Here is a 12,166-nt window from a genome sequence, read left to right on the forward strand (position 1 = left end):
CTCGCCGGCGGCGCGACCGGTGGAGACCCACCGTGGGTGGCGAGCGAGAGTCTTCTGTGAGATTCCCGTACTTTGCCCTACTTCGTCCTCATCCTGGAAGAGAGCCGTGATGGACTTCCTTCGCCCCGCCACCTGGCAGGAGGCGCTCGCCGCGAAGGCCGAGCACCCCTCGGCGGTACCCCTCGCGGGCGGCACGGACGTGATGGTCGAGATCAACTTCGACCACCGCCGCCCCGCGTACCTGCTCGACCTGGGCCGCATCGGCGACCTGGAGGAGTGGGAGACCGGGGAGCGGACCGTACGCCTGGGGGCGTCGGTGCCGTACACGAAGATCATGGAGAACCTCCGCACCGAGCTGCCCGGACTGGCGCTCGCCGCACACACCGTGGCCTCCCCGCAGATCCGCAACCGCGGCGGCGTCGGCGGCAACCTCGGCACCGCCTCCCCGGCCGGCGACGCCCACCCCGCGCTGCTGGCCTCCGGCGCCGAGGTCGAGGCGGAGTCGGTGCGCGGCCGCCGGATGATCCCGATCGACGACTTCTACCGCGGCGTCAAACGCAACGCCCTGGAGCCGGACGAACTGATCCGCGCCGTCCACATCCCGAGGGCCACCGGCCCCCAGCAGTTCTCCAAGGTCGGCACCCGCAACGCCATGGTCATCGCGGTCTGCGCGTTCGGCCTGGCGCTCCACCCGGACACCCGCACCGTCCGCACCGGCATCGGCTCCGCCGCGCCCACCCCCGTCCGCGCCAGGGCCGCCGAGGAGTTCCTCACCGCGGCGCTGGACGAGGCCGGGCTGTGGGAGTCGGGCGAGCCGCTCCCGCCGTCCCTCGCCCGGGAGTTCGGGCAGCTCGCGGCCGGTGCCTGCAACCCCATCGACGATGTCCGCGGCAGCGCCGCCTACCGCCGCCACGCGGTCGGCGTCATGGCCCGCCGGACCCTCGGCTGGACCTGGGAGTCCTACCGCGGACAGGAGAGGAGCGCACAGTGCGCGTGAACATCACCGTCAACGGCCGCCCCCAGCAGGCCGACGACGTCTGGGAGGGCGAGAGCCTGCTGTACGTGCTGCGCGAGCGGCTCGGCCTGCCCGGCTCCAAGAACGCCTGTGAGCAGGGTGAATGCGGGTCCTGCACGGTCCGCCTGGACGGCACTTTGGTCTGCGCCTGCCTGGTCGCCGCCGGACAGGCCGAGGGCCGCGAGGTCGTCACCGTCGAGGGGCTGGCGGACGTCGCCGAGGAGCGCGCCGGGCGCGGATGCGCCTCCGGGACCCCCGGCGCCTGCGGCACCGACCCGGACGCGGCCCGCCGCCGGCAGGCCCGGCCCGCCCCCGGCACCGACGCCCCGCTCGCCCCCGTCCAGCAGGCGTTCATCGACGCCGGCGCCGTCCAGTGCGGCTTCTGCACCCCCGGCCTGCTGGTCGCCGCCGACGAACTGCTCGAACGCCACCCCGAGCCCTCCGACGCCGACATCCGCGAGGCGCTGTCCGGCAACCTCTGCCGCTGCACCGGCTACGAGAAGATCCTCGACGCGGTCCGCCTCGCGGCCGCCCGCGCCGCCGCCCCGACCGCAGAGACGGGGGCCTGACATGGCCGGAGTCACCCGCACCCCCACCGGCCTCACCCAGGGCTCCACCGCCCCCGCCGGCATCGGTGTCTCCACGCTCCGCCCGGACGGCACCCTCAAGGTCACCGGCGAGTTCGCGTACGCCTCCGACATGTGGCACGAGGACATGCTCTGGGGCCACACGCTGCGCTCCACCGTCGCGCACGCCGAGATCGTCTCCCTCGACACCTCCGAGGCGCTGGCGACCCCCGGCGTGTACGCGGTCCTCACCTACGACGACCTGCCCACCGAGGTCCGGCACTACGGCCTGGAGGTCCAGGACACGCCGGTCCTCGCGGACGGCAAGGTCCGCCACCACGGCGAGCCGGTCGCGCTGATCGCCGCCGACCACCCCGAGACCGCCCGCCGCGCCGCCGCCAGGATCAAGATCGAGTACGCGGAGCTGCCGGTCGTCACCGACGAGGCGTCCGCCACCGCCGAGGGCGCCCCGCTCGTCCACGAGCACCGCACCGACCGCCACGCGCCGCACGTCCCGCACCCGAACATCGTCCACCGCCAGCCGATCCGCCGCGGCGACGCGGACGCCGCGGCGCGGCGGGCCGATGTCGTCGTCACCGGCGACTACGTCTTCGGCATGCAGGACCAGGCGTTCCTCGGCCCGGAGTCGGGGCTCGCGGTGCCCGCCGAGGACGGCGGCGTCGACCTCTACGTCGCCACCCAGTGGCTCCACGCCGACCTGCGGCAGATCGCGCCCGTCCTCGGACTGCCCGAGGAGAAGGTCCGGATGACGCTCTCCGGCGTCGGCGGCGCCTTCGGCGGCCGCGAGGACCTGTCGATGCAGATCCACGGCTGTCTGCTGGCGCTCCGCACCGGCAAACCCGTCAAGATCGTCTACAACCGCTTCGAGTCCTTCTTCGGCCACGTCCACCGCCACCCCGCCAGGCTCCACTACGAACACGGCGCCACCAAGGACGGCAGGCTCACCCACGTCCGGTGCCGCATCGTCCTCGACGGCGGCGCCTACGCCTCCTCCTCCCCGGCGGTCGTCGGCAACGCCGCCTCCCTCGCCGTCGGCCCCTACGCCGTCGACGACGTGGCGATCGAGGCGCTCGCCCTCTACTCCAACAACCCGCCCTGCGGCGCGATGCGCGGCTTCGGCGCCGTCCAGGCGTGCTTCGCGTACGAGGCGCAGATGGACAAGGTCGCGGCGGAACTCGGCATGGACCCGGTGGAGTTCCGCCGGATCAACGCCATGGAGCAGGGCACGCTCATGCCGACCGGGCAGCCCGTCGACTCCCCGGCGCCCGTCGCCGAACTGCTGCGCCGCGTCAAGGCGCTGCCGCTGCCGCCGGAGCAGCAGTGGGAGACCACCGAGGGCGCCGACATCCGGGCGCTGCCGGGCGGACTGTCCAACACCACCCACGGCGAGGACGTGGTGCGCGGCGTCGGCTACGCCGTCGGCATCAAGAACGTCGGCTTCTCCGAGGGGTTCGACGACTACTCCACCGCCCGGGTGCGGCTGGAGGTGGCCGGCGGCCAGCCGGTCGTCACCGTGCACACCGCGATGGCCGAGGTCGGACAGGGCGGCGTCACCGTCCACGCCCAGATCGCCCGCACCGAACTCGGCGTCCGGCAGGTCACCATCCACCCCGCGGACACCCAGGTCGGCTCGGCCGGCTCCACCTCCGCCTCCCGGCAGACGTACATGACCGGCGGCGCGGTCAAGCACACCTGCGAGGCGGTCCGCGAGGAGGTGCTCCGGCTGGGCCGGCAGCGGTTCGGCGCGTACCACCCGGCGTGGGCGACGGCCGAACTCCTGCTGGAGGGCGGCAAGGTGGTCACCGACGGCGGTGAGGTGCTCGCGGACCTCGCGGACGTGCTGGGGGAGGAGGCCGTCGATCTGGAGCGGGAGTTCCGGCACCGGCCCACCGAACCGTTCGACCTGCGCACCGGCCAGGGCCGCGGCCACGTCCAGTACTCCTTCGCCGCGCACCGCGCCGTCGTCGAGGTGGACACCGCCCTCGGGCTGGTCAAGGTCGTCGAGCTGGCCTGCGCACAGGACGTCGGCAAGGCGCTCAACCCGCTGTCGGTGGTCGGCCAGATCCAGGGCGGCACCACCCAGGGGCTGGGCGTCGCCGTGATGGAGGAGATCCTCGTCGACCCGGTGACCGCCAAGGTCCGCAACCCCTCCTTCACCGACTACCTCATCCCCACCATCCTGGACACCCCGACGATCCCGGTCGACGTCCTCGAACTCGCCGACGACGCCGCCCCGTACGGGCTCCGCGGCATCGGCGAGGCCCCGACCCTCTCGTCCACCCCGGCCGTCCTCGCGGCCATCCGCGACGCGACGGGCCTGGAGCTGAACAGAACTCCGGTGCGGCCCGAACACCTCACCGGCACCTAGGGTCTGCCGTCACACTCCCGCCCGCCGTGCGACGACAGGAGCGTGACGACAGACCCTGGCCACCGGGCCGGGCGTGCGCCGCACCCCGGCCCGGTCGCCGTCCGCGCAGCGCCGGACGGCCCCCGTCCGCCTCGGGCCGTCCCCCGGGTCGTGCAGCCGATGTTCCGTCCCGGGGCCCGCCCAGGCGCGGGTCCCCAGAGCACCCTGGGAGCCAGGCACCATGACCCACCAGCCCACCCGGCCACCGACGACGGCGGACGACGCGGGCCGCGGCGCGCACCGGCCCGCCTCACGCGCGTGGCTCGACCGCTGCTTCCACATCACCGAGCGGGGCTCGACGCCCGCGCGGGAAATACGCGGCGGCGTCACGACGTTCATGGCGATGTGTTACATCCTGCTGCTCAACCCGCTGATCCTCGGCACGCCCGACGTCACCGGCCAGGCGCCGCCGCACGCCGCGGTGGTCACCGCGACGGCGCTGGGCGCGGCGCTGTGCACGCTGCTGATGGGGTTCATCGGCAAGGTGCCGCTGGCGCTCGCCGCCGGGCTCAACGTCTCGGCGGCGCTGACCACGCAGGTCGTCCCGCATCTGACGTGGCCGCAGGCGATGGGCATGTGCGTGCTCTACGGTGCCGTGATCATGCTGCTGGTGGTCACCGGCCTCCGCGAAATGATCATGAACGCGATCCCGCAGGCCCTCAAGCACGCCATCACCATGGGCATCGGGATGTTCGTCGCCCTCCTCGGGCTGGTCAAGGCCGGATTCGTCGGCCGCGGCGAGGGCGGCCCGCTCACCCTCGGGCTCACCGGCAAGCTCTCCGGCTGGCCGGTGCTCTTCTTCTGCCTCACCCTGCTGCTCATCTTCATGCTCCAGGCGCGCAAGGTGCCCGGCGCCATCCTCCTCGGCATCGTCACCGGCAGCGTCGTCTCCATCGCCGTCACCAAGGCCGCCCATCTGACCGACAAGGACTGGCAGGGCACCGCCCCCGCCCTGCACGGCAGCGCCGTCGCCGCCCCCGACTTCGGGCTCTTCGGGCACGTCGAGTTCGGCGGCTGGCAGTCGCTGGGCGGCCTCGGCGTCGGCATGATCGTCTTCACGCTGGTGCTCGCCGGGTTCTTCGACGCGATGGCCACCATCATCGGCGTCGGCACCGAGGCGCGCCTCGCCGACGACCAGGGGCGGATGCCGGGCCTGTCCCGGGCGCTGTTCGTGGACGGCGCCGGCGGCGCGATCGGCGGGGTGACGGGCGGCTCCGGCCAGACCGTCTTCATCGAGTCGGCGAGCGGCGTCGGCGAGGGTGCCCGGACGGGCCTGTCGGCGGTGGTCACCGGGCTCCTCTTCGCCGCCTGCCTGTTCTTCACCCCGCTCACCCAACTGGTCCCGGCGCAGGTCGCGTCGGCCGCCCTCGTCGTCATCGGCGCGATGATGATGAGCGCCGCCGCCCATGTCGACTGGAGCGACCGCGCCACGTCCGTTCCGGTCTTCCTCACCGTCGCCCTGATGCCGTTCACCTACCAGATCACCGCGGGCGTCGGCGCCGGCGTCATCTCCTACACCGCCATCCGGGCGGCACAGGGCAGACGGCGTGAGGTGGGGGGCTTCATGTGGGCGCTGACCTTGGTCTTCGTCGTCTACTTTGCCCTTCACCCGATCGAAAACCTGCTCGGCGTCGGATAACCTGCCCGCCCCCTTCCCTGAGGAGAATCGAGATGCTGGACATCGCCGACGCACTGCACCGGTGGGTCGGGCAACGACGCGACTTCGCGGTGGCCACCGTCGTGGCCACCCACGGCAGCGCACCGCGCCACCCCGGTGCCGCACTCGCCGTCGACGCCGACGGCGCGGCCATCGGCTCGGTCTCCGGCGGATGCGTGGAGGGCGCCGTCTACGAGCTGTGCCAGCAGGCACTGGAGAGCGGCGAGACGGTCCGCGAAAGCTTCGGCTTCAGCGACGAGGACGCCTTCGCCGTGGGCCTAACCTGCGGCGGCACCATAGACATCCTCGTCACCCCGGTGCGCGCCGAGGGCCCGCCGGACGGCGCGCGGACGCCGGACCCCGACGTGTTCGCCGCGGCGCTGGCCGCCGCCGCCCGCGGGGAGGCGGCGGCCCTGACCCGCGTGGTGCAGGGCCCGCCCGCGCTGCTGGGCCGCGCCCTGCTGGTACGCCCCGACGGCGCCGTCACCGGCAGCCTCGGCGGCCACCGCGACCTGGACCGCACCGCCGTCGCCGAGACCCGGGCGCTGCTGGAGGCGGGGCGGACCGCCACCGTCGAGATCGGCGCGGACGGATCGCGGTGCGGGGAGCCGGTGACGCTGCTGGTGGAGAGCGCGGTGCCGCCGCCGCGGATGCTGGTCTTCGGCGCGATCGACTTCGCCGCCGCGCTGGTGCGGGTCGGCAAGTTCCTCGGCTACCACGTCACTGTCTGCGACGCCCGGCCCGTCTTCACCACCGCCGACCGCTTCCCCGACGCCGACGAGATCGTCGTCGACTGGCCGCACCGCTACCTCGACTCCCAGGAACTGGACGCCCGCGCGGTGCTCTGCGTCCTCACCCACGACGCGAAGTTCGACGTCCCGCTGCTGGAGCGCGCGCTGCGGCTGCCGGTGGCGTACGTCGGCGCGATGGGCTCCCGCCGCACCCACCTCGACCGCCTGGAACGGCTGCGCGAGGCCGGGCTGACGGAGCTGGAGCTGCACCGGCTGCGCTCCCCGATCGGCCTCGACCTCGGCGCCCGCACCCCGGAGGAGACCGCGCTCTCCATCGCCGCCGAGATCGTCGCCAACCGCCGCGGCGGCACCGGCGCGCCCCTGACCGGCGCGCACACGCCCATCCACCGGGACCCGCCGCCGCGGATAGGGTCGGTCGCCTGACGGCGGGCCCCCTCACGCACGGGAGGCGGGCGCCGCCGCGGATCAGACGGTGGCGCCCGCCTCCCGTGCGGCGCCGTCCGCCCACTCCGTCCGCAGCACCGCCATCACCAGGACGTCGTGCCAGGCGCCGTCCCAGCGCAGCGCCTGCCGCATCCGCCCCTCCACCGTGAAACCGCAGCGCTCGTACGCGCGCCGGGCGCGGTGGTTGTAGGCGAAGACCTCCAGCTGGACGCGGTGCAGCCGCACGCGGTCGAAGGCGTGGCCGAGCAGCAGCCGGACGGCCTCGCTGCCCAGACCGCGGTCGGTGGCCCCGGCGACCAGCAGGATGCGCAGGGTGGCGTGGCCGTTGTCCGGATCGACGTCCATCAGCGCGACGTCCCCGAGGAACCGGCCGCTCTCCCGGTCCTCGACGGCGAGATCGAGCCGCCCGGCCCGCGCCGCCGCGCCGCCGCACCACCGCTCGATCTCCGCCCGGGTGAAGTCGCGGTGACTGCCCGTCAGCCGCCGGATCTCCGGGTCCAGCGTCGCGGCGTGGTAGTCGGCGGCGTGCCGCGCGGCCAGTGGCACCAGCCGGATCCGGGCGCCGGTCAGGACGGGCTTCTCGTCAAGGGCGGAGGCATCGATCATGCGGGGATGATGACGGCCGGGACGGGGGTGCGGCAACGGTGTTTTCGCCGGTGCGCGGGCCGGACGGGACGGGGTCGGCACGCCGGACAGGACGGGGGACGGCACGCCGGGCGGGCCCGGCGGCGCCGGCGGACGGACCCGGCCGGTCGCCGCGCCCGCTGCCCGCCGCGCCTGCCGGTCGCCACACCCGCTCCCCGCCGTACCCGCCCGCTACGGCAACAGCCCCCGGCGCCGCGCCGCGATCACCGCCTGCATCCGCGAATGCGTGCCCAACTTCCGCATGGCCGACCGCAGATAGCTCTTGACCGTCTCCGGGCGCAGGCCCAGCCGCTCCGCCGCCTCGGCGTTGGCGGCGCCCGCCGCGATGCACACCAGGACGTCCACCTCGCGCGGCGCCAGCGCCGGGGTCTCGCGCGCGGCGGGCAGCGCGGGCGCCTCGCCGGGCGGCGCCGCGCGGTCCGGGGAGGCGGCGGCCAGCCGCCCGCAGGCGGTCAGCATCTCCTGGCGCAGCAGCGGATCGGCGACCCGGTGGGCCAGCGTCCACAGATCTCCGTGGACCTCGCGGACCTCCTCCCACCGCGCCGGATCGGCGGCCGGCTGCCGCGCCGCCGCCAGCAGCCGCGCCGCCTCCTCCTGGAGCAGCAGCGCCTCCTCCAGCTCCCGCGCCGCGTCCAGCACCGCGGACAGCGCGCCGTCACCGAGCCGCACCGGGGTGCGCAGCGCGCCGTACAGCACCCCGCGCACCCGCCGCCGGACGACCACCGGCACCGCCACCACCGACCGCAGCCCCTCGGTGGCGACGGCCGTGTCGTACTCGTGGCTGATCACCGCGGAGGAGTGGTAGTCGGTCACCGTGAACGGGCGGCGCAGCGCCACCGCCTTGCCGCCGACGCCGTTGCCGTGATGGATGTCGAGACCGCGCAGCGCGGCGGTCGCCGTGCCCGTCAGGGACGTCAGCCGGTAGCGTCCGTTCCCGCCGTGCAATCCGCCGAACGCCACCGGCAGTCCGCTGCCGCGGCGCAACCGCGCCAGAGCCGCCCCCAGGTCTGCGGACGTGTCCGTCCCCGGCTCGCCGTACACCCGTAACCTCCGCTTCCCCCCGTACGGGGGTGGTGAGACATGCGTCACTGATTACACGATGTCCACCAGGCGTGGGGCAATGAGGAGGACACATGTCGGACAGGGACGGGACGCAGCAGGGCCGCTCGCCGGACGCCACCGAGGAGTTCCGGGCCGCCCGGGACCTCCTGGTGCGCTTCGGCGACGACTACGACGGCGCCCGCGCGCACTTCCGCTGGCCGCGGCCGGCCCACTTCAACTGGGCGCTGGACTGGTTCGACGTCATCGCCCGCGGCAACGACCGCACCGCCCTGCACATCGTCGAGGAGGACGGCACCGAGACCCGCATCAGCTTCGACGCGATGCGCCGCCGCTCCGACCGCACCGCCTCCTGGCTCGCCGCCCGCGGCGTACGCCCCGGCGACCGCATCGTGGTGATGCTCGGCAACCAGGCCGAACTGTGGGAGACCGCGCTCGCCGCGATGAAGCTGCGCGCCGTGGTGATCCCCGCGACGCCGCTGCTCGGCCCCGTCGACCTCACCGACCGCATCACCCGCGGCAAGGCCCGCTTCGTCGTCGTCCGCGCCGAGGACACCCCCAAGTTCGACGAGGTGCCCGGCGACTACACCCGCATCGCGGTGGGCGGCGCGCCCGCGGGCTGGCTGGCGTACGAGGAGGCGCGGGAGGCGTCCGAGGCGTTCGAGCCGACCGGGCCGACCCGGGCCGACGACTCGCTGATGCTGTACTTCACCTCCGGCACCACCGCCCGCCCCAAGCTCGTCGAGCACACCCACACCTCGTACCCGGTCGGGCATCTGGCGACGATGTACTGGATCGGGCTGCGCCCCGGCGATGTGCACCTGAACATCTCGTCACCCGGCTGGGCCAAGCACGCCTGGTCCAATCTCTTCGCCCCCTGGAACGCCGAGGCGACCGTCTTCATCCACAACTACACCCGCTTCGACGCGGGCCGGCTGATGGCCGAGATGGACCGCGCCGAGGTGACCAGTTTCTGTGCGCCGCCGACCGTGTGGCGGATGCTCATCCAGGCCGACCTGTCGGCGCTCACCCACCCGCCGCGGGAGATCGTCGCGGCTGGCGAACCGCTCAACCCGGAGATCATCGAGCAGGTCCGCGCCGCCTGGGGCGTGACCATCCGCGACGGCTTCGGGCAGACCGAGACCGCCGTCCAGGTCGCCAACACACCAGGTCAGCCGATCAAGCCCGGTTCGATGGGCCGCCCCACGCCCGGCTACGACGTCGTCCTGCTCGACCCGGTCACCGGCGCCCCGTGCGACGAGGGCGAGATCGCGCTGGACCTCTCCTCGTCCCCGGTCGGCCTGATGGCCTGCTACCACGGCGACCCGGAGCGCACCGCCGAGGTGATGGCGGGCGGCTACTACCGCACCGGCGACATCGGCGCCCGCGACGGCGACGGCTGGATCACCTACGTCGGCCGCGCCGACGACGTGTTCAAGGCGTCCGACTACAAGATCTCCCCGTTCGAGCTGGAGAGCGCGCTCCTGGAGCACGAGGCGGTCGCCGAGGCCGCCGTCGTCCCGGCGCCCGACCCGCTGCGGCTCGCCGTCCCGAAGGCGTACGTCGTGCTGGCCGAGGGGTGGGAGCCCGGGCCGGAGACCGCGAAGGCGCTGTTCGCCCACTCGCGTACGGTGCTCGCCCCGTACAAGCGCATCCGGCGGCTGGAATTCGCCGAGCTGCCCAAGACCGTCTCCGGCAAGATCCGCCGTATCGAGCTGCGCGAACGCACCGCGCAGGGCGACGGCGGCGCCGAATACCGGGAGGAGAACCACCGATGACCCCACCCGCCACGGAGACCGCCGACGCCCCGTCCCCGGACGGCACGGCGTCCGCCTACGCCCGGGGGGACAGCGCACAGCCGCTGATCCACCGCACCATCGGCGCCGACCTCGCCCGCACCGCCGCGCGGTTCGGCGACCGCGAGGCGCTGGTCGACGTCCCCTCCGGGCGCCGCTGGACCTACGCGGAGCTGGACCACGACGTCGACGAGGTCGCGCTCGGGCTGCTCGCCCAGGGCATCGGCAACGGCGACCGGGTCGGCATCTGGTCGCCCAACTGCCCCGAGTGGGTGCTCCTCCAGTACGCCACCGCCCGCATCGGCGCCGTCCTCGTCAACGTCAACCCGGCCTACCGCACCCACGAACTCGGCTACGTCCTGCGGCAGTCGGGCACCCGGCTGCTGGTCGCCGCCACCGGCCACAAGAGCAGCGACTACCGCAAGATGGCCGCCGAGGTGCGCGGCGACTGCCCCGAACTGCACAAGGTGGTGCACCTCGGCGACCCGGGCTGGGGCGAGCTGCTGGCGTCCGGCGCCGCCGTGCCCCGGGAGCGGCTGGCGGCCCGCACCGCCGAGGTCTCGGCCGGGGACCCGGTCAACATCCAGTACACCTCCGGCACCACCGGCTTCCCCAAGGGCGCCACCCTCTCCCACCGCAACATCCTCAACAACGGCTTCTCGGTGGGGGAGACCGTCGGCTACACCGAGCACGACCGGATCTGCCTGCCGGTCCCCTTCTACCACTGCTTCGGCATGGTCATGGGCAACCTCGCGGCCACCTCGCACGGCGCCTGCATCGTCATCCCCGCGCCCTCCTTCGAGGCGTCCGCCACGCTCCGCGCCGTCCAGGACGAGCGCTGCACCTCGCTCTACGGCGTCCCGACGATGTTCATCGCCGAGCTGGAGCACCCCGACTTCGCCGGGTACGACCTGTCGTCGCTGCGCACCGGGATCATGGCGGGCTCGCCGTGCCCGGAGGAGATCATGAAGCGGGTGGTCGCCGAGATGCACATGGCGGAGGTGTCCATCTGCTACGGCATGACCGAGACCTCCCCGGTCTCCACCCAGACCCGCCGCGACGACGACCTGGAGCACCGCACGGCGACCGCGGGCCGGGTGCTGCCGCACATCGAGGTCAAGATCGTCGACCCGGCGACCGGCGGGACGGTGGAGCGCGGCGCCACGGGCGAGCTGTGCACCCGCGGCTACAGCGTGATGCTCGGCTACTGGGAGGAGCCGGAGCGCACCGCGGAGGTCATCGACGCGGAGCGCTGGATGCACACCGGCGATCTGGCGGTGATGAACGACGACGGCTACGTCCGCATCGTCGGCCGCATCAAGGACATGATCATCCGGGGCGGCGAGAACGTCTATCCGCGCGAGATCGAGGAGTTCCTGCACGGCCACCCGAAGATCTCCGACGTCCAGGTGGTCGGCGTCCCGGACGCGAAGTACGGCGAGACGATCGCCGCCTGCGTCATCCTCCGCGACCCCGCCGACCCGCTCACCCTCGACGAACTCACCGACTACTGCCGCTCCCGGCTCGCCCACTTCAAGATCCCGAGCCGGCTCGAACTGGTCGAGGAGTTCCCGATGACGGTCAGCGGCAAGGTCCGCAAGATCGAGCTGCGGGAGCGGCTGGCGGGGGAGGGGTAGCGGAGCCGGGGCGGGGCGTCCGGTCCGTGCGGGCGCGCCACCCGTGCGTCCGGTCCGTCCCGGGTGGCCGGCGGGCCGGTCTTGCCGTTCCGGCAATCTTCCTTGGCGGTCCCCGCCGCCGGCGCGATCCTGGCCGCCGGCGCGCCCGCCGGGCGCGCCGGAGCGCC

General features: G+C 73.8%; 9 protein-coding genes. 7 read left to right on the forward strand and 2 right to left on the reverse strand.

Features of this window, described 5'->3' with window-relative positions; all coding sequences use genetic code 11:
- Positions 1 to 109 precede the first annotated feature (109 nt).
- From ABT345_RS21075 to ABT345_RS21095, 5 genes are all read left to right on the forward strand, one after another.
- Complete coding sequence (locus tag ABT345_RS21075) at positions 110 to 997, forward strand: FAD binding domain-containing protein (RefSeq protein WP_345085761.1); 888 nt, start codon at positions 110 to 112, stop codon at positions 995 to 997.
- Positions 988 to 1,584: a (2Fe-2S)-binding protein gene (locus ABT345_RS21080; RefSeq protein ID WP_345085763.1), complete on the forward strand. Its 597-nt coding sequence runs from the start codon at positions 988 to 990 to the stop codon at positions 1,582 to 1,584. Before ABT345_RS21075 ends, ABT345_RS21080 begins: the two co-directional genes overlap by 10 nt.
- A 1-nt stretch (position 1,585) precedes the next feature.
- Complete coding sequence (locus tag ABT345_RS21085; protein WP_345085765.1) at positions 1,586 to 3,970, forward strand: xanthine dehydrogenase family protein molybdopterin-binding subunit; 2,385 nt, start codon at positions 1,586 to 1,588, stop codon at positions 3,968 to 3,970.
- 220 nt (positions 3,971 to 4,190) lie between these two features.
- Entirely contained in the window at positions 4,191 to 5,648 is a 1,458-nt protein-coding gene (locus ABT345_RS21090; RefSeq protein WP_345085767.1) for an NCS2 family permease, read from the forward strand.
- Between the two features lie 32 nt (positions 5,649 to 5,680).
- A complete protein-coding gene (locus tag ABT345_RS21095; RefSeq protein ID WP_345085769.1) occupies positions 5,681 to 6,841 on the forward strand; it encodes an XdhC family protein in 1,161 nt (386 codons plus the stop codon).
- Positions 6,842 to 6,883: 42 nt separating this feature from the next.
- Here the strand turns inward: ABT345_RS21095 and ABT345_RS21100 are convergent, their stop codons facing one another.
- Both ABT345_RS21100 and ABT345_RS21105 read right to left on the reverse strand, forming a co-directional pair.
- Complete coding sequence (locus ABT345_RS21100) at positions 6,884 to 7,468, reverse strand: GNAT family N-acetyltransferase (RefSeq protein ID WP_345085771.1); 585 nt, start codon at positions 7,466 to 7,468, stop codon at positions 6,884 to 6,886.
- Positions 7,469 to 7,678: 210 nt separating this feature from the next.
- Positions 7,679 to 8,512, reverse strand: coding sequence for a helix-turn-helix transcriptional regulator (locus ABT345_RS21105; protein ID WP_345085884.1), 834 nt, complete (start codon positions 8,510 to 8,512; stop codon positions 7,679 to 7,681).
- 128 nt (positions 8,513 to 8,640) lie between these two features.
- On the opposite strand from ABT345_RS21105, the gene ABT345_RS21110 reads away from it, so the two are divergent.
- Positions 8,641 to 10,344 (forward strand): AMP-binding protein, encoded by a 1,704-nt coding sequence (locus ABT345_RS21110; protein ID WP_345085773.1) that lies wholly within the window; start codon positions 8,641 to 8,643, stop codon positions 10,342 to 10,344.
- Positions 10,341 to 11,999: an AMP-binding protein gene (locus tag ABT345_RS21115; protein ID WP_345085775.1), complete on the forward strand. Its 1,659-nt coding sequence runs from the start codon at positions 10,341 to 10,343 to the stop codon at positions 11,997 to 11,999. The genes ABT345_RS21110 and ABT345_RS21115 overlap by 4 nt, the downstream gene beginning before the upstream one ends.
- The last annotated feature ends 167 nt before the right edge of the window (positions 12,000 to 12,166 follow it).

The sequence above is a fragment of the Streptomyces sp. NPDC000404 genome, assembly GCF_040300365.1.
Lineage (GTDB): Bacteria > Actinomycetota > Actinomycetes > Streptomycetales > Streptomycetaceae > Streptomyces > Streptomyces ramulosus.